Source organism: Flavobacterium erigeronis (genome assembly GCF_054075165.1).
In genome coordinates this window covers 16,487-41,248 of the sequence record NZ_JBSKGP010000007.1, presented here as the reverse complement: position 1 = coordinate 41,248, position 24,762 = coordinate 16,487, and the positions used below count along the sequence as shown (strand labels likewise).

Below are 24,762 nucleotides of genomic sequence, written 5' to 3'. Positions count from 1 at the left end.
TTACAACCTAGCAATCACTTACGGATTAATTGTCCATGAAGCAAACCACATCTGACCAATTGCTCCTGCTCCAATTACTTGAAGATAATCTGATCCAAAAAGATTTGTTGCTCCTACTTTAATAACTGATTTCCATTTTGGAAGTGCATAATTTACCTGAGCATCTAGCACTGTGTTTTCTGGAATCATACCATCCCCAAAAGAAGACTCCCATAAATACTCAGAATTCCATCTTACATTCACATTAAAGCCTAAGTTTTTAGTCACTTTTGCATTTCCAAAAGAAGCTTTAATTCTATGTTTTGGCGTATTAAATCCAGCTACGAAATCTGGATCTTCTGACTGATCAAAATTAAATTGAGAATAGTTATAATTAACTCCTACTTCAAAATCTTTGTATACTTTTTTATTTAAACCTGCTCCAAAACCAAAAGAAGAAATCTGAGCCGTCGTATTAGTATATACCTGATACACTCTTCTGTCTCCAAAAGCAAGTGCCTGATACGTTTGCTGTACCGCTGGGTTTGTCGGATCTGTACCTACTGTTCCATAGTATGGAGAAATAACTCTTGCTGTATTCATGAAATCATTGTAGATGTTATAATAAGCATTTAAATCTACAGACAAATCGTTTTGAACTACTGTACGATATCCAACTTCAAAAGCCTGAACTTGCTCTGGTTTTACCAATCCAATATCAGCAACTTGAAGATCTCCTGGATTTGCAGAAGCTGCAAACGCCTGAACAGAAGCCACTGTATACGCATTACGATATGCATTTTGTCCTGACATTCCAATTGTCGCAGGCTGACCCGCTGCTTGTCCCGCCGCACTCACATTTACAGTTTCCTGAAAACGATCTAAATTTTCTGGCGCAGAACCAATTAAAGCAAACGGTCCTAAATCTAAACCAATATACTGATCTTGTGTAGTTGGATTACGGAAACCTGTCTGATAAGACAATCTGAAGTTATGGTTTTTGCTTGCACCCGCTGAATAAACAAAAGATACTCTTGGAGAAACATTACCATCAAAGTTCTGGCTTTTATCGTAACGTAAAGACCCTGTAAATTTCAATCTGTCTTCTAAGAATTTTTTCTGAAGCTGCGCATAAGCACCATATTCTTTATATTCAATTGGACCGTCATAATCTGTAAAAATCGTTCCTTCAGAATCCATTACATACTTTCTCCAAGAACCTCCAACCTGAACTTCCGCCCATTTGATGATATCTCTAAAATTATAATTTACATCTGAATGGTATAATTTTGAATGGTCAATAAATTTTGCCCCTTGAGTTAAATCTGGATTTGCCACAACTGTTTTCAAAGCCTGATCAAACTGTGCACTTCCTGGCTCAAATCTTGCAGAACCAGTTGGTTTTGGAAGAAATGAAATTTGCGCCGGCAAAACATTATAATCGGCAAAATTTCTAGCGATCGCAGCAGATTGATTTGCATCTGTTCCCATAACCGCACCCGCATACTGATAAGCAGTTGCATAGTTTGTAAACCATTCTTGGTCTGATTTCGCAGCCCTGTTTACGTTCCATGCAGCAAATCTCATGTCATAAGAGTTTCCTGCATCTTCACTTGTAAAATATATTCTACCAAAAAAGTTTTTACCCTTAACTTCAAATTTACCTTGCTGCATTAAGAAATCTTTTAATGCATATCGGTTTGCTCCTTGATAAATAGTACTTCCTGTACCAATTTTATATTGCAGTATAAATTCTGTATCGTCTGCCCAAGGTTTAATGTGCGCGCTGAAATCAGCCTTCATACTTTGCACTTTATTATCCGTTAAGTCTTGCTCACGGTAACCCGTTCTACTAACCTGACCCACGTTTGGAATAAAAGTAGTAACCTCGTCACCATAAATATTTAATCCGTCATAATTCTGATTCATAGCATGACCAACAGAACCACCAGTCATACTTCTTGTATCGTTTGCAATCCACTCACTTGCTTCCATGTAAGTAAAATTAGCTTTCATTGCAAAATGTTTTGTAAATGCTTTTGCAGCTCTAATTCCAAAATCATTGTAATCATTTGTTCCTGCAGCATCCTGACTCGTTTGACCATATTTATAGTAAGCCGTTATTCCTTCATTTGTAAACGGACTTTTACTAGTCATAAACATAATTCCGTTAAAAGCGTTTGCTCCATAAAGCGCAGAAGAAGCACCTGGCAAAAGCTCAACACTTGCAACGTCTATGTCTGAAACCCCAATTAAGTTACCCAATACAAAGTTCAAAGCAGGAGAAGAGTTATCCATACCATCAACCAGCTGCATAAAACGAGTATTGGCAACAGTAGCAAAACCACGAGTGTTTACTGATTTAAAAGAAATACTGCTCGTATTGAAATTTACTTCTTTTAAATTTTCCAAACCATCATAAAAAGTGGCCGCCGTAGTATTTTTTATCTCCTGAATTCCCATTCTCTCAATTGTAACAGGAGATTCAATTACCCTTTCAGGCGTTCTTGATGCAGAAACTACAATCTCATCCAATTTAGTTTCTTCATCTTTTAAAACAACATTTAATTTTTGATTGGCAGCTGTTACGTTTATCGTTTTAGACTCAAATCCTACTGCAGAAACCTTTACAGAGAAAGGCACTTTAGAATTAGTAGTCAATTTAAACGATCCGTCGAAATCAGTAGAAGCTCCACTATTTTCTCCGACCACGACAACATTAGCACCTGGAATAGATTGTTTGTTACTGTCTGTAACCGAACCTGTAATTGTATTCTGCGCAAAAGTTACTCCGCTGAATAACAACATAATTAGCAAATAGATTCTCATTAGGGTTAGTTTTTGGATTAGTATATGTAGCCAAAATAAGCAAATATTTTAATATGTATAAAAAAACGTTAAATAAAATTCATATTTATCATGATTTTTTACAATATTTTAACTATTTTGTAATTGAATTTATTAGAATAAAAACAAAGAAATCAAGAAGAAAAACCAATATACTATGCATACATATAAATTTTCACTAAAAAACTGAAAATTTCATAAAAATACATCCCTTCAAAAAAATTATTGACAATAAAAAAAAGCGAGATGAAAATCTCGCTTTTTTAACATATTTGTATTTCGAAAAATAAACTATTCTACCGTAACAGACTTTGCTAAGTTACGTGGTTGATCCACATTACAACCTCTCATTACAGCAATGTAATAAGAAAGTAATTGCAATGGAATTGTCGTTACTAATGGTGACAATGCATCTGAAGTTTCTGGAATTTCGATTACATAATCGGCTAATTCACGAACTTGAACATCTCCTTTTGTAACAACAGCGATAATTTTACCGCTTCTTGATTTGATTTCCTGAATATTACTTACAATTTTATCGTAATGCCCTTGTTTAGGAGCAATAACAATAACCGGCATAAATTCGTCAATTAAAGCAATCGGACCGTGTTTCATTTCCGCAGCAGGATATCCTTCAGCGTGGATATATGAAATCTCTTTCAGTTTTAATGCTCCTTCTAATGCCACTGGGAAATTATATCCGCGACCTAAATAAAGACAGTTTGGCGCATCTTTAAAAGCTGCAGCAATTTCTTTAGCTCTAGCATCAGTTTCTAAGGCTTCAGATACTTTCTCAGGAATAATTTCTAATTCTTGAAGATAAGTATGGAAATCTGTATTTGACAATGTTCCTTTTGCTTTCCCTAATCTCAAAGCAATCATCGTTAAAACTGTGATTTGAGTCGTAAATGCTTTTGTTGAAGCTACTCCAATTTCTGGTCCAGCGTGCGTGTAAGCACCTGCATGACTTTCTCTAGAAATAGAAGAACCAACAACGTTACAAACACCAAATACAAACGCTCCATTTTCTTTTGCCAATTTAATAGCCGCCATAGTATCTGCAGTTTCTCCAGATTGAGAAATAGCAATAACTACGTCATCTTTATTTATAATTGGATTTCTGTATCTAAATTCAGAAGCATATTCTACCTCTACAGGAATACGGGTAAATTCCTCAAAGATATATTCTGCAACTAAACCTGCGTGCCAAGAAGTTCCACACGCAACGATAAGGATTCTTTTTGCATTTAAGAATTTCTCCAGATTATCTTCAACACCAGCCATCTGAACGATTCCTTCATTTGCATGAAGTCTTCCTCTGTAAGTGTCTTTAATTACACTTGGCTGCTCGTAGATTTCTTTTAGCATGAAATGATCATACCCACCTTTTTCAATCTGCTCCAAATTCATTTGAAGTTCTTGAATATAAGGATCTACTAAAGAGTCATCCTGAATTTTTCTAATTTTAATTGGCTTATGCAATCTGATATTTGCCATCTCGCCATCTTCTAAATATACCGCATTAGAAGTATATTCAATAAATGGAGAAGCATCAGAAGCAATAAAGTACTCCCCTTCCCCAACTCCAATTGCTAACGGACTTCCTAATCTTGCCGCTACAATTTCGTTTGGATTTTTTTTATCAAAAACAGCAATTGCATACGCTCCAACGACTTGGTTTAATGCAATTTGAACCGCTTTTCCTAATTTAATATTTTCTTTCTTTTGAACTTCTTCTATTAAATTAACTAAAACCTCAGTATCTGTATCTGACTTAAAAGTATAACCTCTTTTAATAAGCTCCTCTTTTAAAGGCGCATAATTTTCAATAATTCCGTTATGAATGATTGCTAAATCTCCAGAATTCGAAAGATGGGGATGCGAATTCACGTCATTTGGAACCCCGTGAGTTGCCCAACGAGTGTGTCCAATTCCAATATTTCCGTTTGTTGTAAAGCCTTCATTTGCTTTAGCTTCAAGATCAGAAACCTTACCTTTTGTTTTGCAAACTTTAATGCTCGACTCGTTATCATACAACATAACGCCGGCACTATCATATCCTCTGTACTCAAGACGCTTTAATCCTTTTATTACAATAGGATAGGCATCTCGGTGACCGATATATCCAACAATTCCACACATATATATTTATTAATTTGGTTTCGTGTAGTAAACTTCAAGTTGCAATCTTTTATCAACTGGAACTGAAGATTTTCCGCCGTAAATGACTGTACCCAAAGGACTCATAACTGATGTTCTTGGCGCTGCAGATATAATCTCATTTTTGTTCTTCAACGGATTAAATGCTACAGCAATTGGGCTTTGAGAAACAACCAGTCCTAAATCTACATTTTTAGCCGTAGCATCTTTTATCAGATTACGGAAATGGTTTGTAATTCTAATTTTATAACTTTTTCCTCTTTTATCAGAACCTACGCTAATTAATCCTCCATAAGTAGAAGTTGGATCTGCAGAATAATCTACCAAAACAGCATTATTTGTCAAATCATACAAATACACTCTATTAGGCTCTTCCGTATTTGCCATTTTCTCAGCATCAATATTAAAAACTAAATTGGCTTCGTTAACTTTCCAATTCTTGACAACAGCATTACTTCTTATCTCATCCAATTGATCAGGAACGCCATTTGCTCCACTTACTGGTTCACCTGCAGCATTATAGCTTAATACATCTGTTGGATTAAAAAGTTTTATAACTGCAACAGATCCCTGACCTCCTTTTAAATACAGTTTTTCGTCTCCTTCTGTCTTATTTACATTGGTCGTTATAGCGCTTGCATAATCTGGGTTTCGAGCATCTTCAAGAAAATTAACTGTCCCAGATGTAGCTGAAGAAACACCTTTCAAATTCAAAACAATAGTCTTATTTTCGGTAGCAGCGGCATCATCGGCTGTAGACGCTGTTTTAGCTTTGTAATAAACTGTAATCGTTCCAGCGCTAAAATCCATCAATGCCATATTGCTAGGGTTTGATCCAGACCTTTCTACATTAAAGTACAAACCTCTAAAGTATTCTTGAAAAACATCTTCTGTTGCAAGCTTAGAAGAAGGGGCATTTAATATTTTATCTTGAAAAAACTTCTTGTTTAAGTGCAAACGCATTTCAGGCTTTACCCTTGTGATTGTTTTCTTACCATCCGTCGTAATACTATCTTTATACTCTGCTGCACTGAAAAAGAATTCGTCATTTTCAAGCTTATTAGCAATATTATCATTTAATCTTTCCCCTACTTTTTTACTATTAAATTCAGTATTTTGATCTGTATAGTAATACTGTGGTAATTGACCACCTTCACTAAAGTAACTACTTCTCATCTGGATTCCAGACTCATAAACACTTAACTTCAGCTTCCCGTTTTTATTTCCATAGATAGAATCTAGCTCGTACGTATTATTACCACTATTATCAGTAGCGGTAATATGACTGAAATAAGGAATCTGTATTCTAACACTGTCAATTACAGGAGATTCACCAATTGTTGGAGCATAAGATGCAAGTCCTACTTGAGCTACAAAATTTGCAGTTGTAGTGCCAAAAAGCGGATTATCAAAAATACCAAGAGCATTTGGCGTCATGCTATTTGACTGAACTGGAGTCACTTCTTGATTAAATGCTAAAACATCATATTTTTCAGCCTCAAGTCCAAAATGATCATCACCAACCAAACCATCACCAATCGCATTAAAATCTTTGTCGCAAGAATATAGAGAAATAGCAATTACAGCTAAAAAAGCTTTCTTAATAAAAGAAGTTTTATACATGTCTAATAATAAAAATTAAAATTTAAAGTCCAAATGTTCTATAGAAGTTGGTGTAAGCATCAGCAAACCCATCTTTCCCGGCGAAAGGTAAAAAAGGTTTTCCTGAAGATTCTATAAATTTTGTTAAACTTGGAGAAACATTTTCTGACGCAATAATTACACCGTCTGAATGTAAAATACTGGCTTTTAAAACATTCTCGTAATTTGGAACTTCTAAGTCTGAAACCGCTTCATGAGGAACACCATCAAACTTAACTTTATTGATCATTTCTAAATCTAGGTTTTCATCAAATGATTGACCGTAAACAGAAGTAATAATTTTAGTTTCAGAAAACAAGGCTTCATGTTTATAGTAATGTTTCATATAAATTGGAAGCATTGCAGCCAACCATCCATGAACATGTATAATATCAGGAACCCAGTTTAACTTTTTTACCGTCTCAACAACTCCTTTTGCAAAGAAAATTGCTCTTTCGTCATTATCTGGATATAAAGCGCCCTCTTCATCAGTAAAGGTTGCTTTACGTTTGAAATATTCATCATTATCAATAAAATAAACCTGGATTCTTTCTTTCGGAATCGATGCTACTTTAATAATCAATGGCATATCTAAGTCATTCACTACCAAATTCATCCCTGAAAGTCTAATCACTTCATGTAATTGATGTCTTCTCTCATTTATATTCCCATATCTTGGCATGAAAATTCTTATCTGACCGCCTTGGTCATTAATCATTTTCGGAACGTCATAAGACATTAAAGAAACCTCATTTTCAGCCAAATAAGGCACGACTTCAGATGATACATATAATATCCTCTTATCTTTCATAATAGTATTTTACTTAATTTTGGTAATAAAAACGTCGCAAAATTACAAAAATTTATGCAGTTTATAACTAATATATTATGTTTGCACTAAATTTTAATAATACCTCAATGCATATTTTCTACAGTAAAGCAGCCTTGATAGCCTATCTTAAAACTATCAAAACGGCAAATTCAACCATCGGATTTGTACCAACCATGGGCGCTTTACACCAAGGACATTTGGCTTTAATGCAACGTTCGCTAAAAGAAAACGACGACACAGTAGTGAGCATTTTTGTCAATCCAACACAATTTAATAATCCAGAAGATTTAGCAAAATATCCGAGAACTCTTGATGAAGATATTAAGAAAATGCGTACATTAAGTGATAAAATCATTTTATACGCTCCTTCTGTCGAAGATATTTATGAAGGAAATACAGTTTCGCAGACTTTTGATTTTGACGGATTAGAAAACCAGATGGAAGGAAAATTCAGACCTGGGCATTTTAACGGCGTCGGAACAATTGTGAAACGCTTATTTGAAATCGTAACTCCGACAAATGCTTATTTCGGAGAAAAAGATTTTCAGCAACTTCAAATTGTTAAAAAATTGGTTGAAAAAACGGAATTACCCGTTAATGTTGTCGGCTGTCCGATTTTTAGAGAAGAAAACCAGCTTGCCATGAGTTCTCGAAATGAGCGTCTAACAGCACAGGAAAGAAAAGATGCTTCTATTATTTACAAAACTTTAAGCCAGGCAAAAGAAATTTTCCAGAATCAAAGTCCAGAAGAAACAATCGAATTTGTAGAAAATTCTTTCAAAGACAACAAAGAGTTTGAATTAGAGTATTTTGTTATTGCTGACGAATCAACACTTTTATCTATCAATCAAAAAGAGAATGGCAAAAAATACCGCGCATTTATAGCAGTATTTGTTAATTCTATCAGACTGATTGACACCATTTCATTAAATTAATCTAACTTTGCAGCATGCAAATTCAAGTTATAAAATCTAAAATTCATCGAGTTAAAGTAACCGGAGCCGATTTAAATTATATTGGCAGTATTACTATTGATGAAACGCTACTAGAAGCTTCAAACATTATTGAAGGCGAAAAAGTGTCTATTGTTAACATTAATAATGGCGAACGTTTTGAAACTTACGCTATTAAAGGTGAAAAAAATTCAGGAGAAATTACTTTAAATGGTCCTGCAGCAAGAAAAGTACAAAAAGATGATATCATCATTATCATTTCTTATGCTACATTGGATTTTGAAGAGGCAAAAACCTTCAAGCCATGGATTATTTTCCCGAATGAAAATGACAATTCTTTAACCTAAGATTTTCTTTTTAATTTTAAAAATCAACAACTTTGTCAAATCTCTTTTTGCACAAAGTTTTTTGCATTTGTATAAATCCGAAAAGATTTACACACTAATCGTTTTTTTACCGCAAAGACCGCAAAGATTTTTTACGCGACATGTATCTAAGAAATTAATAAAGTTCGCAAAGCAGTAAAGGTAAAGCTTTGCGAACTTTATTCTTTACTATTAAAATCTCACAAAAGAAACCTTTGCTCCCGATAGCTATCGGGATTGCGGTTAAAAAAACATACCATAAAAAATATTTTCCACAACCTTTGTATTGACACCCTTTTTCCTTTTTTCTCTCATAAAAAGAAACAAATAAAGTATTATATTGCCATACTATATTTAATACTTTTCAATTCACTGAAATGCCACCAATCATGAAAAAAGTTTACCTACTATTATTTTTAATTTCATTATCGTCGTTTGCCCAAAAAACGTTCGACAACATTAAATCGGAGAAACTCGGAGAAGAGCGTAGAATTACGATCGGACTTCCAGCTTCTTACGAAGCCAACAAAGACAAAAAATATCCAGTTCTTTATTTATTGGATGGAGATTATTTATTCGATCCGTTTTCTGGAGCTATAAGTTACGGCTCTTATTGGGATGATATTCCAGAAATGATTATCATCGGAATTCATCAAAATAAAGACGGAGAGCGCTTTGATGATACAACAATCGACCAAAATGAAGGACTTCCTTTTGAAAAAGGAGCAAAATTTTTCGAATTTATCGGAGCAGAATTAGTTCCATATATTGAAAAAAAATACCGCACTTCGCCTTTCAGACTTATTGCAGGTCATGATTTAACAGCAAGTTTTGCTAATTTTTATTTGTATAAAGAAATTCCGCTTTTCAATGCATACATCTGTTTAAGTCCAGAATTGGCTCCAAAAATGGAAGTGCGTATTGCTGAAAAGTTTGCTAAAATAAAAAGCCCTGTCTACTATTATCTTTCTGCTGGAGAAGGTGATATCAAAAAAATAAAAGAACCGATAGAAAAATTAAACAGCAATATTAAAATTGCAAATAATCCGTTAGTGAATTATAAATACGATGTTTTTAAAGGCGCAACGCATTATACGGAAGTATTGCATTCTATACCGAGCGCATTATACCAGATTTTTGAAGTATACCGACCAATAAATTCTGCTGAATACAACGAAAAAATTGCAGTTCTTGAATCGGGTTACGCAGAATATTTGGAACAAAAGTACAACACCATGTCTGAAGTTATGGGAGTGCAAATTCCAGTAAGAATGACCGATTTTAAAGTAATAGAAAATATCATTTTAAAAAAGAATGCTTACAGTGAACTATCAAAAATGGCCGAAATTGGAAATGTAAATTACCCAAAAGCCATGTTAGGAGAATATGAGTTAGGATTAATGTATGAAAAACAAGGAGATCCGAAACATGCGTCTAAAAAATACCAAAATGCTTCTCAAATGGAGCCGATTGGCGATTTGAATAAAGATTTGATGTACGAGAAAATCGACGAAATGAATACACTTGCTAAAAAAAGTAAATAATGTCAAAAGTTAAAACTTCCTTTTTTTGTCAGAACTGCGGAACCCAATATTCCAAATGGCAAGGGCAATGCAATGCCTGCAAAGAATGGAATACGATTGCCGAGGAAATTATCCAGAAACAGGAAAAAGTGGCTTGGAAAAGCGAACCCTCTTCTACAAGCAAAGCACCAAGACCTTTAAAAATTACCGAAATTGATTCGGCTCAGGAAGTTCGAATGGACACTACTGACAGCGAATTGAATCGTGTTTTAGGCGGCGGACTTGTTCCTGGTTCTTTAACGCTTTTGGGCGGAGAACCCGGCATCGGAAAAAGCACACTTTTGTTGCAGATTTCACTTAAATTACCTTATAAAACTTTATATGTTTCTGGTGAAGAAAGTCAGAAACAAATAAAAATGCGTGCCGAAAGAATCACACCAAACAGCGACAACTGCTACATTCTGACGGAAACTAAAACACAAAACATTTTCAAGCAGATCGAAACAATGCAACCAGAAGTGGTGATTATTGATTCGATTCAGACTTTGCATACCGATTATATCGAATCTACTGCCGGAAGTATCTCGCAAATTAGAGAAACAACAGCTGAGTTGATCAAATTTGCTAAAGAAAGTAATACGCCAGTAATCTTGATCGGACATATTACGAAAGACGGAAATATTGCCGGGCCGAAAATCTTAGAGCACATGGTTGATACCGTTCTTCAGTTTGAAGGCGACAGAAACCACGTTTACAGAATTCTCCGTTCGCTGAAAAATCGTTTTGGTTCAACAGCAGAACTTGGAATTTATGAAATGCTTGGAAGCGGTTTGAGAGAAGTCAATAATCCGTCTGAAATATTGATTTCTCATAAGGACGAAGAACTTTCCGGAACCGCAATTGCAACCACTCTTGAAGGTATGCGCCCGTTAATGATCGAAATTCAATCATTAGTTTCAACCGCAGTTTACGGGACTCCGCAACGAAGCACAACTGGATATAACGCAAAACGTTTAAACATGATTTTGGCTGTTTTAGAAAAAAGAGCCGGATTCCGTTTAGGCGCAAAAGATGTTTTCCTAAATGTTACAGGCGGGATTTCTGTTGATGATCCTGCTATTGATTTGGCAGTTGTAGCGGCGATTTTATCATCAAACGAAGATATTCCGGTTGGAAAAGGTTTTTGTTTTGCCGGCGAAGTTGGACTTTCTGGCGAAATTAGACCTGTTAATCGTGTAGATCAACGTATTCAGGAAGCTGAAAAATTAGGTTTTGACACTATTTTTGTTTCTAAATACAACAAAATTGCTTTAAAAAATACCGGAATCAAAATTGAATTGGTGGCAAAAATTGAAGATGTAGCAAGTATTCTTTTCGGATAATTTTATTAGCCACGAATTTTTCGCCACAGATTAAAAGGATTTCCGCAGATTAATCTTTTTAATCATTTTAATCTGTGGCAAAAGAAAAAAACAAATTCGTGAATTCGTGGCTAACCAAACATTATAAAAATATTGTAAATTCAACTTTATGAATTTTCCAAAACAAAAAATATTCAAAGCGCTAAAAATACTTGGAGTAATTATAATTTTACTCTGCATCGGACTATACTATTTCCGTGATTCGCTTTTAAAACAAGCTATCGCCAAAGTAGAGCACAAAATGGCTGTGCAATACAACAGTAATTTTTCTGTAAAATCGGCTTCTTTTGACGGTTTGTCGACTATAAAATTGACAGATATAGTTCTAGCTCCAATAAATGCTGACACTCTTTGTAAAATCAAAAATGTAGAAACGAGCATCAGTTTGAGCAGTTTACTAATTGGAGATGTTCAAGTTGGAACTTTAAAAATTGATAACGGCTATATTCAATTAGTCAAAAAAGGAAAAAAAAGAAATTTTGATGCTTTCTTGAAAAGAGAAAAAGACGAAACGGAGCCGAACGAAAAACGCAAGTATGCTTCGTTTGCTTATAATATTATTTCGAAGCTTTTAAATCTCGTTCCAACCGATATGGATTTGAAAAATTTTCAATTCAAAATCAATGATAACGGAAAAGAAACTTTTATCGATGTCAACAAATTAGTTTTAGCTAATAAACAATTAGAAACCAATCTTCATGTTCAGGCAAAAGATTTTGATCAGCGTTGGAACATTAAAGGTTTTGCAGACCCGAGAAATAAGAAAGCTGATATTCGATTTTTTAATCTCGATACTGGGGCCATTCGTGTGCCGTATTTAGACGAAAGATACAATCTTAAGGCTAGTTTCGATTCGATTCGATTAAACGTCCAAAATATTGATAAAAGCGGTAGCGAACTGCATATTGACGGTTATACTTCGATTGCTAATCTTACGATTAATCACCCAAAAATCGCCAGCAAAGATGTTGTAATTAAAAATGCCCGTTTTGATTACCGATTTTTACTCGGAGATAGCTTTATTTCCATCGACAGTTCTTCCACTATGCAATTGAACAAAATAAAAGTGCGTCCGTATATTTCTTATGATACCGAAAAAGACACGGTTTATACTTTGAAAGTCGATATTCCGAAAATGAAAGCGCAGGATTTTATTGTTTCGCTTCCCGACGGATTGTTTACGCATTTTCAAGGGATGCAGGCCACTGGAAATTTCGATTATAAATTGGATTTCAAATTCAATAAAAACAAACCGAATACTTTAGTTTTTGACAGTAAACTAAACAAAGAAGATTTACGCATAACCAAATATGGCGAAGCCGATTTGAATAAATTAAACGGCGAATTTGTTTATCGCGCCATTATTCAGAATGTTTTACAAAGACCCATTTTAGTTGGAAATGCGAATCCGAATTACACACCTTTGGATCAGATTTCTCCTTATTTGAGAAAATCTGTTTTAACGACTGAAGACCCATCATTCTTTTCGCATCGCGGATTTATAAACGAAGCTTTCAAGCAATCGATTCTGAAAAACATTCGAACAAAAAAATTCTCACGCGGCGCAAGTACCATCAGCATGCAGCTGATTAAAAATGTGTTTCTTACTCGTGAAAAAACGCTTTCGCGAAAGCTAGAAGAAATCCTTTTAGTTTACATTTTAGAAAACAACCGAATTGTAAGCAAAGAAAGAATGCTGGAAGTTTATTTCAATATTATTGAATGGGGGCCAAATGTTTACGGAATTGGAGAAGCGAGCCATTATTATTTCCAAAAAGGTCCATCGGCTTTAAATGTTGACGAATGCTTGTATTTGGCCACTATTATTCCGAAACCAAGAAAATTTATGTATCAGTTTAATGACGAAGGTAATTTGAAAGATTACGCCATTAAAAACCAGAAATTCTTGAAGAATCTGATGTTTAGAAGAGGGCTTTTGGTTCCTGAAGACACAATCGGATTATTGCCTGTTTATATTTCTGGAAATGCCCGTTCTTTAATTCGCATTAAAGCTCCAGATTCTACAGCAATCAAAGCCGATTCTTTAGCGGTTGATGATGAATTTGACTTATAAAGTTTAGGTTTGCCACGAAGGCACAAAGCCACAAAGTTTAATACAAAAAAACTTTGTGGCTTTGTTATTTTATTAAAAACTTTGCGCCTTCGCGTCTTTGCGAGATTAAAATTATCAAGCTTATAAAAGCTAAAGAGAAATTTGCTTGCAAAGACGCGAAGTAATTAAGAAGCTTTTTGCCTAAGCGCCTTTAGTGACTAAAAAAAAATTAAGGCGCAGGATCAGGAATTATAGCCTGAACAGCATCAATCTCTGCTAAGATTTGTTTCGAAAGTACAACATCAATTGTATCAATGTTTTCTTTTAGCTGTTCTAAAGTTGTAGCTCCGATAATCGCGCTTGTCAAAAACGGTTGTGCTAACACAAATCCCATTGCCAATTGCGTCAACGTTAAACCATGTTTTTTAGCGATTTCTAGATACAATTTCGTTGCTTCGGCACATTGATCGCTATTGTAACGTTTGTATTGTGGAAAAAGGTTAATTCTCGCTTTCGGATGACTTTCTCCAGTTAAAAACTTTCCAGTCAAAACCCCAAAGGCTAAAGGCGAATACCCTAATAAACCAACATTTTCATATTTTGAAACTTCAGCAGAATTCACTTCGAATAATCTATTCAACAAAGAATACGGATTTTGAACAGTTTTAATTCTTGGCAGATTGTTGTATTTGCTTTCTTCCAAAAGGCGCATCATTCCCCAAGCATTTTCATTAGAAACACCAATATGTTTAATTTTTCCTTCTTTGATTAATCCGTCGAAAGTTTCAAGGATTTCTCTAAAGTTGTCTTCCCAAACATCATCATGTCCGTGAAATGCACGCGTTCCGAAATTATTAGTTTTTCTTTCTGGCCAGTGCATTTGATATAAATCAATATAATCCGTCTGAAGTCTTGCTAAACTTTGCTCAACCGCAAACTTGATGCTTGCTGGGGAAAAATCCAGTTTCTCACGCATGTATCCAAAATTCGGATTCGGACCCGCAATTTTAGAAGCTAAAATAACTTTATCTCTATTTCCTGATTTCTTAAACCAGGTTCCAATGATTTTTTCTGTACTTCCGTAAGTCGCTTCACTCGCCGGAACGGAATACATTTCGGCTGTGTCAAAAAAGTTTACGCCTCTTTCAAGCCCATAATCCATTTGTTCGTGTCCTTCTGCTTCTGTATTCTGCTGCCCGAAAGTCATTGTTCCGAGACATATTTTTGAGACTTTTATATCGGTATTGGGTAATGTAGTGTATTTCATCTTTTTCTTTAAATAGGTTCAAAGTTGCAAAGTGCCAAAGGTACAAAGTGATTTTGCAATTGAAAATTTGACAAGAGTTAAATAAACCTAAAGGTTTTGTATTCTGGTAAGGTTTTGAAAACCTTGCAGGAGAAAAACAAAAAAGGCTCAAAATTAAAAAACCTTTGAGCCTTATGTTTATTTTAAACTTTTTTCTGGATTTTGAAAACTATTAAAAATGCGGATAATGTAAATCGAATCTTCTGTATTCTGATATAGAACTTTATATTTTCTAATAATAATTCTTCTACAATCTAATCGATATTCATCTGTTTGAAATTGCTCTGGAAAAACAATTTTATTTATTTCTTGAAGTACTTCTGTTCTAATTTTTAGAGCCGTTTCTTTTGAATACTTTTCTTTTAATTGAAAATAAATATCCTTTAAATCTGCTTTGACATTCGCACTCCAAAAAATTTTAAGCTTACTCATTATCCCAATCTTCCATCTCTTTTTCCAAATCTTCTTGTGAAATTATTCGATTGTATTTAATGTCAGCAAGACCTTCTTCCACTTTATTGTGATATTCAGATAATGTTAATGGATTACCTGATGCGTCATAAGAAACAACATCATTCAAATAACTATCAAAAACCGAAGAAACAATTCGCAAAACTCTTTCATCAGCCAAATCCATTTGATGTCTAATTTTATCTTTTAATTCAGGAAGTCCCATGATTTTAATTTTTGATCAATCAAAGTTACAAAAATTTAAAATTTCAATTACGTGGAAAATTTGGAATTTGGAATTTCATTATTGGAATTTAAAAAAAGGCTCAAAAGTAAAAACCTTTGAGCCTTTGTAACTTTGAACCTTTGTCACTTAATTAATGCTATTAAGCATCTCCGCAATTTCATCCAATCTTGGAGTTAAGATAATTTCAATTCTTCTATTTTTAGCTTTTCCTTCTGGAGTTGCGTTACTCGCAAGCGGAGAAAACTCACTTCTTCCGGCAGCAGTTAATTTTTGTTTATTGATTTTTGGGTTTTCGCTTAAAATCGCTACGATTGCCGTTGCTCTTTTAGTCGATAAATCCCAGTTGTTTGCAATTGGTCCAGAGCCAGCGTATGGATCGTCATCTGTATGTCCTTCGATTAAGACAGAAAGATCAGGATTGTCTCCTAAAACTTTCCCAAGTTCTGTAACCGCTTTTCTACCTTCTGTTCCAACTGCCCAGCTTCCAGAATTGAAAAGCAATTTGTTTTCCATAGAAACGTAAACTTTTCCGTTTTTCTGCTCTACTGTCAGACCTTTACCTTCGAAACCATTTAATGCTTTAGATAAAGTTTCTTTCAGTTTTCGCATTGCTTCTTCTTTAGCCGCAATCATATCTTCTAATTCTTTCAAACGGTTTGCTGTTTTGTCCAAACGAGCTTGTTCGTCTGCAAGAGCTTTACCTTTTGCTTCCAATTGTGCTAGCAATTCACGGTTTTTAGCCAAGTTTATCTCCAATGCATCGTTGCTGTTTTTCTCTAATGCATTATAAGAATCTTGCAATACTTTATATTTCTTCTGCTCTGCAGCTAAATTTGCTTTTTGTTTTGCCAAATCATCATTAGCAGTTGCCAAATCTTTCGTCAGTTTATCACGATCGATTTCCAACTGGTTCTTCGCTTTCTTCAAATTTTCATTTTCATCCGCAATAGAACGGTTCTCTTTCTTCAAGTCTGAATATTTTGTTTCTAAATCATTATAAATTTTCTTAGAAACACATGACGTTGTGGACAAAGCTAATGCTAGCAATCCGATAGAGGCTTTTTTAATCATCTTTAATTCGTTTTTTTGGCATTTAAAAATCTAAACTAGTCAAATCCCAAGTTTTAAATTCCAAATTCAAGAATCTGAATTCACACTTAAAATTTAAACTGCATTTTACTTAACAAGAACAATACCAAAGTTTAGTCAATTTCGACTAAAACTGGACAATGATCTGAATGCATAGCATCTGGAAGTATAACCGCTCTTTTTAATCTGTCTTCTAAAGCGTTGCTTACCAAATTATAATCGATACGCCAGCCTTTGTTATTTCCTCTTGCTCCCGCACGGTAACTCCACCAAGAGTAATGATGCGGATCTTTGTTGAAATGACGGAAACTATCAATAAAACCCGATTTCATAAAAGCATCCAACCAAGCGCGCTCTGCTGGCAAAAATCCTGAAACGGTTTTGTTACGAACAGGATCGTGAATATCAATCGCTTCGTGACAGATATTATAATCTCCGCAAATAATTAGATTCGGAATCGTCAATTTCAATTCGTTAATATATGTTTGAAAATCATCCATAAACATAAACTTATGATCGAGCCTTTCAATGTTGGTTCCAGATGGAAGATACAAGCTCATAACTGAAACATCGTCAAAGTCTGCACGAAGATTTCTGCCTTCAAAATCCATGTGATGAATTCCTGTTCCATAAGCAATATTATTCGGTTTGGTTTTAGACAGAATCGCTACTCCGCTATACCCTTTTTTGTTTGCTGGATAATAATATTGAAATGGATAACCTGCTGCAGTAATGTCATCTACGGGAATTTGATCCTGTGTTGCTTTTATTTCCTGAAGACATATTACATCAGGATTTGCTTGCTGCAGCCACTCGATAAACCCTTTGTTTATTGCCGCTCTAATTCCGTTTACATTATAAGAAATAATTTTCATCAGTGATTTTTTTAGGATTTCAAATGTAATAAAAAAGTGCAAAGTTTGTCTTGGAAACAACGAAAAGTAGACTTTTTTGTTATCTTTGTTCGCTGTTCTAATAAATTAAAAGTACTACATGGGTTTAGTTACCGCGAAAGAAGTTGCAAAAGCAATAAATGTTGAAAAGTACGGAGTTTTCGGTACCTTTTCTGGCTGGATTCTTATGAAGGTTCTTAAGATCTCTACCCTTAATAAAATTTACGATCGTAATAAACATTTGGAAGACCTTGCGTTTTTGAATGGAATTTTGGACGAAATGGAAATTAAGTTCGAAATCCCAGAAGAAGATTTAAAGCGTCTGCCCAAAGATGGTGCGTATATAACCATTTCTAATCATCCGCTTGGAGGAATTGACGGAATTTTGCTTTTGAAATTGATGCTTGAAAGAGAACCAAATTTCAAAATCATTGCAAACTTCCTGTTACACAGAATTGTTCCGATGAAAAAATACATTATGCCGGTTAATCCTTTTGAAAACCATAAGGATGCAAAATCGAGCGTGATCGGCATTAAAGAAACGCTACGCCATTTAAGCGACGGAAAACCATTGGGAATTTTTCCTGCTGGTGAAGTTTCGACTTACAAAGACGGAAAATTGGTAGTTGACAAACCTTGGGAAGAAGGTGCAATTAAGCTAATTAGAAAAGCAAAAGTACCAGTTGTTCCAATTTATTTTCATGCCAAAAACAGTAAATTATTCTACTGGCTTTCTAAAATTGATGACACTTTACGAACTGCAAAACTTCCGTCTGAGCTTTTAACGCAGAAAGACCGAGTAATAAAAGTTCGTATTGGAAAACCAATTTCTGTAAACGAGCAAAACGAAATCGAATCTTTTGAAGAATACTCAGAATTCTTAAGAAAGAAAACCTATATGCTTGCCAATCCGTTTGAAAAAGACACCAAACTGATTGACACCGCAAGTTTGAAAATCACAAAAGCGCCTAAAAAAATCGTTACTGCAGCCAACGAATCAAAATTGATCGATGAAGTTCAGGCTTTACGAGATAGCGACAGCAGATTTTTGCAAAGCAAAAACTATGAAGTTTTCTTTGCAAGCGCAAAACAAATTCCGAATATTTTACACGAAATTGGCCGTCTTCGCGAAATCACTTTCCGTGAAGTTGGTGAAGGAACCAATGAATCTATTGACTTAGACGAATACGATCAATATTATCACCACATGTTTTTATGGGATGATGAAACCAAAAAAATCGCGGGCGCGTATCGTATGGGATTAGGTTCTGAAATTTATCCAAAATACGGAATTGAAGGTTTTTATCTAACAGATCTTTTTAGATTTGAGCCAGAATTGCATGATATGATGCATAAATCGATCGAAATGGGACGTGCATTTATCGTAAAAGAATATCAGCAAAAACCAATGCCTTTATTCTTGTTATGGAAAGGTATTATCCATACTACTTTACGCCATCCTGAGCACAAATATTTGGTTGGTGGTGTAAGTATCAGCAATCAGTTCTCAGACTTCTCCAAATCGCTTATGATTGAGTTTATGAAGTCCAATTACTACGATCCGTATATTGCGCAGTACATTCACCCGAAAAAGGCTTATAAAGTAAAATTAAAAGACGCCGACAAAGATTTTATCTTCGATGAAGCAGAATCTGATTTGAATAAGTTTGATAAAATTATTGACGAATTAGAACCAGGAAACTTACGTCTGCCTGTTTTAATTAAGAAATACATCAAACAAAACGCAAGAGTTGTAGCTTTCAACGTCGATCCTTTATTCAACAATGCTATTGATGGTTTAATGTACATTCGAATCGCAGATATTCCAGAAAGCACTATGAAACCCGTTATAGAAGAGTTTCAAATTGAATTGGAAAAAAAATTATCTGAAAAAGAAGATTAAAACTCTTTCCTATAAAAATCAAAAGTCCCATTTACGAATTGTAAATGGGACTTTTTTTAATTAAGATCTTTTCCTAGTTCTATCAAATATTCCAATTCACTAATTGGATCGGGGCCATATTTATTTTCTCCTTCATCGCCTATAACAGTCCACAAATACACATTATAAAACGGCACTAAAACATACCACCATTCTTTATTGATGTCGTGCATTCTCCTTATGGCAACTGCAATTGAAGGAATAAAAATAGCGATCCAATAAATGGTCAGAAATAAATCTGATTCAGGAGAAATTAAACTTAGAAGAAAACTTATAGCCCAATTTACTAAGAAAAACATCCAAAATTCTTTTCTTCTAGATCTTCCTTTAAAATTGGCATAGTTTTCAAAAAAAACACTTTTGTAAATCTTCAACATATTCATTCTTTAAAATCCTTACTTCGATTATTTTCAGACATTATTTAGTATCCGAAATAACCTCCAATACTACGATCTTTAAATGAAGATAAGATGAAGAAATAAAATTCTTGAATATTATTGGACATAAAAAAATCCCATTCAAAAATTTGAATGGGATTTAGACAATATATGTTTTCTTTTAGAACCAGCCTTTTTTACCAACTTGGTAAGTTTGGTAAAAATCTTCATCTGATTTTGTCAAGTAGATAATTCCTTCGATGAAGCCAATTATACTTCCTACTCCGCAAGTCACGATTGTAATTACGATTTGGATAATTCCCTCTTGAGTGTATCCTAAGATAAATTTATGAACACCTAGATATCCAAAAATTATTCCCATAATTCCTGCTAATACTTTTTTGTTCTCTTGTCTTGGTTGAGATGGAGTATTCCAGCTTTCTGGTTTTGTAGTTTCCATTTTTTATAATATTTAGTTAATTATTAATTCCTATTTCATCAATTTCTTCAATGGTACTTTTTGGATCCAAACCGTAATAGTTTTCTCCATGCTCTCCTTCTGTTACTAACAAAACCAACATCCAGATAGGTCCAGCCAACGGAATAAAAGAAACTAAAATAGTCCATCCGCTTTTTCCTAAATCATGCATTCTTCTAACTGTAACAGCCAAAGATGGAATTATAGAAGCAATCAAATAAAGAAAAAATAATCCTACTGCAATTGGAAGACCAATTTCTGTACCTAAAACCGCAGATAATATTAGCCCTAAAAAAATAAATGCAAACATAAGAAGCGATGTAGCAAGACGAAAATACCAGTATTCACTTCTTCTAGCTCTTCCGTTAAAGTTTGCATAGTTCTGAAACATGGCTGTTTTATACCATTCAATCATAATTTTTAATCGTTTGTTTTTGGCCTACTCTTGGGATTTTCGGTTTTCTCCGAATTTCAAAAAACCGTCCTATTTAGACTCATTCTTTAAAATTCGGAAACAATATTATTAAAAATTAACAAATAAAACTAATCTTGCCAAATAAAATTCACAGGAAAAAACTCGTTATTAAAACCTAAAGGCTGTAGGCTATTATTTGCCGTAAACCGCTTTAATTTTATCTACAATTACTTGAGCCAGACGTTCATGACTTTCAAAAGTCCAACCTGCAATGTGAGGCGTCAGTAAAACATTTTTTGCTTCGAGAAGATATTGAAAAGCTTCTGGCGTGTTTTTATCTTGAAAAAGTGTTTCAAACGAAAGTTTTTCATACTCCAAAACATCTAGACCGGCACCTAAAACCTTTTTCGACTTCATAGCTTCAACCAAATCGGCTGTAACAATATTTTTACCTCGCGAAGTGTTTATAATCCAAAATGGCTTTTTAAATGCATTTATAAATACTGCATTTACCATTTTATCTGTTTCGGGTGTCCAAGGCAAGTGAAGACTCAAAACATCTGCTTTTTCTTGAAGTTCTGCCAAAGAAACTTGTTTGGCATTTTCGTCTCCAACATTGTCTAAGATATCATAACATAAAACTTCTGTCTCGAAACCTCTAAGTTTTTTAGCGAAAGCTTTACCCATGTTTCCGTAACCAATAATTCCGACTGTTTTTAAATCCAGCTCATGACCACGATTGCTTTCACGATTCCATTGTCCTGCTTTTACTTCGGCATCGGCTTGGTTTAAATTATTAAATAAAGATAAAATAACGCCCAAAGAATGTTCTGCAACAGCGTTGCGATTACCTTCTGGAGCCGCAATGAGATGAATTCCTTTTGCAGAAGCATACTCACAATCAATACTTTCCAGACCTGCACCAACTCTTGCGATAAATTGCAACTTTGCTGCTTTATCTAAAAAGGTCTTATCAATCTTGAAACGGCTTCGAATTACAATTCCGTTATAATCATGGATTTTGGCTTCGATTTCTTCTTTTGAAGATTTAAAATCGGCGTGATTTTCAAAGCCCGCTTCTTCCAATTGGTTCCAAAGAATTGGATTATTACTATCGATATGAAGAATTTTTACACTCATTTTTATTGATTTTATGATCTAACAAAAATACAGTAATTCTTCAAGATTATATTTTAAGTGAAAAGTTTTTGAACCATATAAGTGATGTAAGTTTATTTTAAGTTTTGCTTTGCTGTTTTCTTTTTTACCCGCAGTGTCTAGTCGATTTTTTTTAAACCATGCAAGTCATATAAGTTTTTTTAAGTATGCTAAAATGTACTTATAAGCCATATATGGTTTATTCCTTTTCCACTTCGTAGATTTTTTCTAACTTTGAAGATATTGGGATTTTTTCATATCCTATTCATTAATACTTCACAAAATTTTTATATGAAATTAACCAAGACTTTTAAAGCCTTTTTTGAGAACGAAAAATCAGGAGGAATTATCTTGCTCTTTGTCACGCTTTTATCCTTATTCCTTGCCAATTCATCTTTTCAAGTTCCGTATGTTGCATTTTGGGAAAAAGATATTGCAGGGCATTCGATCACACATTGGATCAACGATGGATTAATGACGATTTTCTTTCTTTTGATTGGTTTGGAGTTGGAAAGGGAAATCTACCACGGTGAATTATCAAATATTAAAAACGCATCGCTGCCTATAATGGCTGCTTTTGGAGGAATGCTGGTTCCTGCTGCAATATTTTTGGCTTTAAACTACGGAACAACAACTCAAAACGGTGCCGGAATTCCGATGGCTACCGATATTGCATTTGCCATTGGAATTTTATCTCTTTTAGGGAATAGAGTTCCAGCCTCATTAAAAGTTTTTCTAACAGCTCTTGCCGTTATTGACGATTTGGGCGCAATTATCGTTATTGCCATTTTTTACACCACGTCAATCTCTTTTTTAAATCTTGGAATCGCACTTGGAATTTGGTGTTTGCTTTTTGTTTTAAATCGAATGAAAATTCACAATCTAATTCCGTACTTAATTGGTGGTGCCATAATGTGGTATTTTATGCTTAATTCTGGCGTTCATGCTACCATAACAGGTGTGATTCTAGCCTTTGTTATTCCGTTTGGCGATGGAGGCGAAAAAACCTCTTCGTATAGACTTCAACATTTTCTGCATCAGCCAGTCGCTTTTTTTATCCTACCTCTTTTTGCAGTTGCCAATACCGCTTTACCAATTACCGAAAACTGGCATGAAGGCTTAAGCCATGTCAATACCTACGGAATTATTCTCGGTCTTGTAGTAGGAAAACCGCTTGGAATTTTACTTTTTTCTTCAGTGGGGGTTACTTCTGGTTTATGCATTTTACCGAAAAATCTAAAATGGGCGCATATTTTAGGCGCTGGAATGCTCGGTGGAATTGGTTTTACTATGTCCATTTTCATTACGGTTTTGGCATTCAAAAATCCTGAAATTATTGTCTTTTCTAAAATAGCAATTCTTATTGCTTCTTTCTTAGCTGGATTTATGGGATTTGTTTATTTGAAATACACATTGAGTAGAAAGTAAATTTCAATATTCTTTTAAATTCCAATTAAAAAATTCCAAATTCCAATTTAAAACCTTGTGGATCTACTTGTGGAAATTACTAATTCCTCGGAGTGGCAAACTATTATTTTATTCTCATTTTTGTCAAACATAGCCCAAGGTTTCAACCTTGGGTACACAACGTAAACGTAACGTGATTCGCAATCGCTTTCAATTTAAACGCAACGTGATTTGCAATGCGTACCCAAGGTTAAAACCTTGGGCTATGTTTGATACTCTTTGTCGAATTTCTAGTGTAATTTCCTCCGTCTCTTCGCTATCGTTCGTGACCTTGTTCCTCAGAACAAATTTTTCAATTTTGCAAAAACAAAAAAATTCCAAATCCCAACAATAAAAATTGGAATTTGGAATTTAAAATATTGGAATTTCTCTAAAACCTAACCTTTAATCTGTTTCAAAGAAGTCTTGATTCCTTTTATTAATGACGAACTAAAGCCATTGTGCTCCATTTCATTCAGACCGACAATTGTACAGCCTTGTGGCGTTGTTACACGGTCGATTAATTGTTCTGGGTGCACTCGTTCTTCTAGAAGCATTTTCGCAGCTCCTTTTACCGTTTGCGCAGCAATTGCTAAAGCAGTATTAGAATCAAATCCAATTTCGATTCCGGCTTGCATAGACGCACGAATATAACGTAAAGCATACGCAGTTCCACATGCGCCTAAAACTGTCGCTGCATCCATTAGTTTTTCATCAATTACTGGAGCTGTTCCTAAATCTTGGAACAAATCGACAATTGGCGAAGCATTTGCTGCATACTTTTCTGGGAAAGAAATACAAGTAGCCGATTCTCCAAACTGAGCCGCAATATTTGGCATAATGCGCACTACTGGATATTCGTAGTTGGTTTTAGTTTGAAGCACGTCCAAAGACAATCCGCTTACAGCCGAAGCAATAGTTTTGTTTTGAATAACGGGCAGAATTTCTGCCAAAACAGTATCTACCTGATACGGTTTTATGGTTAAAATAACAACATCAGCTTCCTTGATGTTGTGTTTATTATCGTTAGAAACAGTAATGCCATATTCTGATAAATATTGAATACTTGCAATGTTTCTTCTTGTAACAGTAACTTGGTTGTTTTTCGAGAATTTAGCAATTCCCAAGGCAATAGAAACCCCAAGGTTTCCTCCTCCAATAATGTGTACTTTCATTCTGGTTGGCTT

21 protein-coding genes are annotated in these 24,762 nt (G+C 34.6%); 7 read left to right on the top strand and 14 right to left on the bottom strand.

The features are described 5' to 3' along the window. Window positions 1-18: 18 nt before the first annotated feature. From ACWA1F_RS14495 to ACWA1F_RS14480, 4 genes are all read right to left on the bottom strand, one after another. Window positions 19-2,808: a TonB-dependent receptor domain-containing protein gene (locus tag ACWA1F_RS14495; protein WP_456894520.1), complete on the bottom strand. Its 2,790-nt coding sequence runs from the start codon at window positions 2,806-2,808 to the stop codon at window positions 19-21. Between the two features lie 309 nt (window positions 2,809-3,117). After that, entirely contained in the window at window positions 3,118-4,968 is a 1,851-nt protein-coding gene (gene glmS, locus ACWA1F_RS14490) for a glutamine--fructose-6-phosphate transaminase (isomerizing) (RefSeq protein ID WP_456894518.1), read from the bottom strand. Window positions 4,969-4,977: 9 nt separating this feature from the next. Then, a complete protein-coding gene (locus ACWA1F_RS14485; RefSeq protein WP_456894516.1) occupies window positions 4,978-6,609 on the bottom strand; it encodes a DUF4270 domain-containing protein in 1,632 nt (543 codons plus the stop codon). Between the two features lie 22 nt (window positions 6,610-6,631). Continuing rightward, window positions 6,632-7,438, bottom strand: coding sequence for a glycogen/starch synthase (locus tag ACWA1F_RS14480; protein ID WP_306153700.1), 807 nt, complete (start codon window positions 7,436-7,438; stop codon window positions 6,632-6,634). 77 nt (window positions 7,439-7,515) lie between these two features. Between ACWA1F_RS14480 and panC the strand changes: the two genes are divergently transcribed. From panC to ACWA1F_RS14455, 5 genes are all read left to right on the top strand, one after another. Beyond that, complete coding sequence (gene panC, locus ACWA1F_RS14475; protein ID WP_456894513.1) at window positions 7,516-8,394, top strand: pantoate--beta-alanine ligase; 879 nt, start codon at window positions 7,516-7,518, stop codon at window positions 8,392-8,394. 14 nt (window positions 8,395-8,408) lie between these two features. After that, the gene (panD, locus tag ACWA1F_RS14470; protein ID WP_008465481.1) at window positions 8,409-8,759 is read left to right on the top strand and encodes an aspartate 1-decarboxylase; all 351 of its coding nucleotides are present in this window, start codon (window positions 8,409-8,411) and stop codon (window positions 8,757-8,759) included. 407 nt (window positions 8,760-9,166) lie between these two features. After that, window positions 9,167-10,321, top strand: a complete 1,155-nt coding sequence (locus tag ACWA1F_RS14465) for an alpha/beta hydrolase (protein WP_456894510.1) — start codon at window positions 9,167-9,169, stop codon at window positions 10,319-10,321. Further along, complete coding sequence (gene radA, locus ACWA1F_RS14460) at window positions 10,321-11,682, top strand: DNA repair protein RadA (protein ID WP_456894508.1); 1,362 nt, start codon at window positions 10,321-10,323, stop codon at window positions 11,680-11,682. Before ACWA1F_RS14465 ends, radA begins: the two co-directional genes overlap by 1 nt. A gap of 148 nt (window positions 11,683-11,830) precedes the next feature. Next, complete coding sequence (locus tag ACWA1F_RS14455) at window positions 11,831-13,795, top strand: transglycosylase domain-containing protein (protein WP_456894506.1); 1,965 nt, start codon at window positions 11,831-11,833, stop codon at window positions 13,793-13,795. Between the two features lie 208 nt (window positions 13,796-14,003). Here the strand turns inward: ACWA1F_RS14455 and ACWA1F_RS14450 are convergent, their stop codons facing one another. The 5 genes from ACWA1F_RS14450 to ACWA1F_RS14430 all read right to left on the bottom strand — a co-directional run bounded on the left by ACWA1F_RS14450 (window position 14,004) and on the right by ACWA1F_RS14430 (window position 17,741). Next, the gene (locus ACWA1F_RS14450) at window positions 14,004-15,041 is read right to left on the bottom strand and encodes an aldo/keto reductase (RefSeq protein ID WP_456894504.1); all 1,038 of its coding nucleotides are present in this window, start codon (window positions 15,039-15,041) and stop codon (window positions 14,004-14,006) included. Between the two features lie 177 nt (window positions 15,042-15,218). Next, window positions 15,219-15,512 carry a type II toxin-antitoxin system RelE/ParE family toxin gene (locus ACWA1F_RS14445; RefSeq protein WP_456894502.1) on the bottom strand — a complete coding sequence of 98 codons (294 nt, stop codon included), beginning with the start codon at window positions 15,510-15,512 and terminating at the stop codon, window positions 15,219-15,221. Further along, entirely contained in the window at window positions 15,505-15,756 is a 252-nt protein-coding gene (locus ACWA1F_RS14440) for a hypothetical protein (RefSeq protein WP_456894500.1), read from the bottom strand. The genes ACWA1F_RS14445 and ACWA1F_RS14440 overlap by 8 nt, the downstream gene beginning before the upstream one ends. Before the next feature lie 147 nt (window positions 15,757-15,903). Then, window positions 15,904-16,848, bottom strand: coding sequence for an OmpA/MotB family protein (locus ACWA1F_RS14435; RefSeq protein WP_456894498.1), 945 nt, complete (start codon window positions 16,846-16,848; stop codon window positions 15,904-15,906). A 131-nt stretch (window positions 16,849-16,979) separates the two neighbouring features. Next, window positions 16,980-17,741, bottom strand: coding sequence for an exodeoxyribonuclease III (locus tag ACWA1F_RS14430; RefSeq protein ID WP_306153723.1), 762 nt, complete (start codon window positions 17,739-17,741; stop codon window positions 16,980-16,982). A 118-nt stretch (window positions 17,742-17,859) separates the two neighbouring features. Here ACWA1F_RS14430 and ACWA1F_RS14425 point away from each other — a divergent pair, with 118 nt between their 5' ends. Then, window positions 17,860-19,662 carry a lysophospholipid acyltransferase family protein gene (locus tag ACWA1F_RS14425; protein WP_306153724.1) on the top strand — a complete coding sequence of 601 codons (1,803 nt, stop codon included), beginning with the start codon at window positions 17,860-17,862 and terminating at the stop codon, window positions 19,660-19,662. Between the two features lie 56 nt (window positions 19,663-19,718). Here the strand turns inward: ACWA1F_RS14425 and ACWA1F_RS14420 are convergent, their stop codons facing one another. The 4 genes from ACWA1F_RS14420 to ACWA1F_RS14405 form a co-directional block, all read right to left on the bottom strand. Beyond that, a complete protein-coding gene (locus tag ACWA1F_RS14420) occupies window positions 19,719-20,078 on the bottom strand; it encodes a DUF805 domain-containing protein (protein WP_456894495.1) in 360 nt (119 codons plus the stop codon). 181 nt (window positions 20,079-20,259) lie between these two features. Then, window positions 20,260-20,538: a TM2 domain-containing protein gene (locus tag ACWA1F_RS14415; RefSeq protein ID WP_125718214.1), complete on the bottom strand. Its 279-nt coding sequence runs from the start codon at window positions 20,536-20,538 to the stop codon at window positions 20,260-20,262. A 16-nt stretch (window positions 20,539-20,554) separates the two neighbouring features. Beyond that, on the bottom strand, window positions 20,555-20,971 hold the full coding sequence (locus ACWA1F_RS14410) for a DUF805 domain-containing protein (protein WP_456894493.1): 417 nt from the start codon (window positions 20,969-20,971) through the stop codon (window positions 20,555-20,557). A 192-nt stretch (window positions 20,972-21,163) separates the two neighbouring features. Beyond that, window positions 21,164-22,111: a 2-hydroxyacid dehydrogenase gene (locus ACWA1F_RS14405; protein ID WP_456894491.1), complete on the bottom strand. Its 948-nt coding sequence runs from the start codon at window positions 22,109-22,111 to the stop codon at window positions 21,164-21,166. A gap of 309 nt (window positions 22,112-22,420) precedes the next feature. Here ACWA1F_RS14405 and nhaA point away from each other — a divergent pair, with 309 nt between their 5' ends. Continuing rightward, window positions 22,421-23,557, top strand: a complete 1,137-nt coding sequence (gene nhaA / locus ACWA1F_RS14400) for a Na+/H+ antiporter NhaA (protein WP_456894489.1) — start codon at window positions 22,421-22,423, stop codon at window positions 23,555-23,557. Between the two features lie 416 nt (window positions 23,558-23,973). On the opposite strand, the gene proC is transcribed toward nhaA, so the two are convergent. Further along, window positions 23,974-24,750: a pyrroline-5-carboxylate reductase gene (gene proC / locus ACWA1F_RS14395; protein WP_456894487.1), complete on the bottom strand. Its 777-nt coding sequence runs from the start codon at window positions 24,748-24,750 to the stop codon at window positions 23,974-23,976. Window positions 24,751-24,762 lie beyond the last annotated feature (12 nt).

Bases quoted from the DNA above. Each gene is read 5' to 3' on its own strand.
- ACWA1F_RS14495 (WP_456894520.1), bottom strand. From the start codon at position 2,808: ATGAGAATCTATTTGCTAATTATGTTGTTATTCAGCGGAGTAACTTTT.
- glmS (WP_456894518.1), bottom strand. From the start codon at position 4,968: ATGTGTGGAATTGTTGGATATATCGGTCACCGAGATGCCTATCCTATT.
- ACWA1F_RS14485 (WP_456894516.1), bottom strand. From the start codon at position 6,609: ATGTATAAAACTTCTTTTATTAAGAAAGCTTTTTTAGCTGTAATTGCT.
- ACWA1F_RS14480 (WP_306153700.1), bottom strand. From the start codon at position 7,438: ATGAAAGATAAGAGGATATTATATGTATCATCTGAAGTCGTGCCTTAT.
- panC (WP_456894513.1), top strand. From the start codon at position 7,516: ATGTTTGCACTAAATTTTAATAATACCTCAATGCATATTTTCTACAGT.
- panD (WP_008465481.1), top strand. From the start codon at position 8,409: ATGCAAATTCAAGTTATAAAATCTAAAATTCATCGAGTTAAAGTAACC.
- ACWA1F_RS14465 (WP_456894510.1), top strand. From the start codon at position 9,167: ATGAAAAAAGTTTACCTACTATTATTTTTAATTTCATTATCGTCGTTT.
- radA (WP_456894508.1), top strand. From the start codon at position 10,321: ATGTCAAAAGTTAAAACTTCCTTTTTTTGTCAGAACTGCGGAACCCAA.
- ACWA1F_RS14455 (WP_456894506.1), top strand. From the start codon at position 11,831: ATGAATTTTCCAAAACAAAAAATATTCAAAGCGCTAAAAATACTTGGA.
- ACWA1F_RS14450 (WP_456894504.1), bottom strand. From the start codon at position 15,041: ATGAAATACACTACATTACCCAATACCGATATAAAAGTCTCAAAAATA.
- ACWA1F_RS14445 (WP_456894502.1), bottom strand. From the start codon at position 15,512: ATGAGTAAGCTTAAAATTTTTTGGAGTGCGAATGTCAAAGCAGATTTA.
- ACWA1F_RS14440 (WP_456894500.1), bottom strand. From the start codon at position 15,756: ATGGGACTTCCTGAATTAAAAGATAAAATTAGACATCAAATGGATTTG.
- ACWA1F_RS14435 (WP_456894498.1), bottom strand. From the start codon at position 16,848: ATGATTAAAAAAGCCTCTATCGGATTGCTAGCATTAGCTTTGTCCACA.
- ACWA1F_RS14430 (WP_306153723.1), bottom strand. From the start codon at position 17,741: ATGAAAATTATTTCTTATAATGTAAACGGAATTAGAGCGGCAATAAAC.
- ACWA1F_RS14425 (WP_306153724.1), top strand. From the start codon at position 17,860: ATGGGTTTAGTTACCGCGAAAGAAGTTGCAAAAGCAATAAATGTTGAA.
- ACWA1F_RS14420 (WP_456894495.1), bottom strand. From the start codon at position 20,078: ATGTTGAAGATTTACAAAAGTGTTTTTTTTGAAAACTATGCCAATTTT.
- ACWA1F_RS14415 (WP_125718214.1), bottom strand. From the start codon at position 20,538: ATGGAAACTACAAAACCAGAAAGCTGGAATACTCCATCTCAACCAAGA.
- ACWA1F_RS14410 (WP_456894493.1), bottom strand. From the start codon at position 20,971: ATGATTGAATGGTATAAAACAGCCATGTTTCAGAACTATGCAAACTTT.
- ACWA1F_RS14405 (WP_456894491.1), bottom strand. From the start codon at position 22,111: ATGAGTGTAAAAATTCTTCATATCGATAGTAATAATCCAATTCTTTGG.
- nhaA (WP_456894489.1), top strand. From the start codon at position 22,421: ATGAAATTAACCAAGACTTTTAAAGCCTTTTTTGAGAACGAAAAATCA.
- proC (WP_456894487.1), bottom strand. From the start codon at position 24,750: ATGAAAGTACACATTATTGGAGGAGGAAACCTTGGGGTTTCTATTGCC.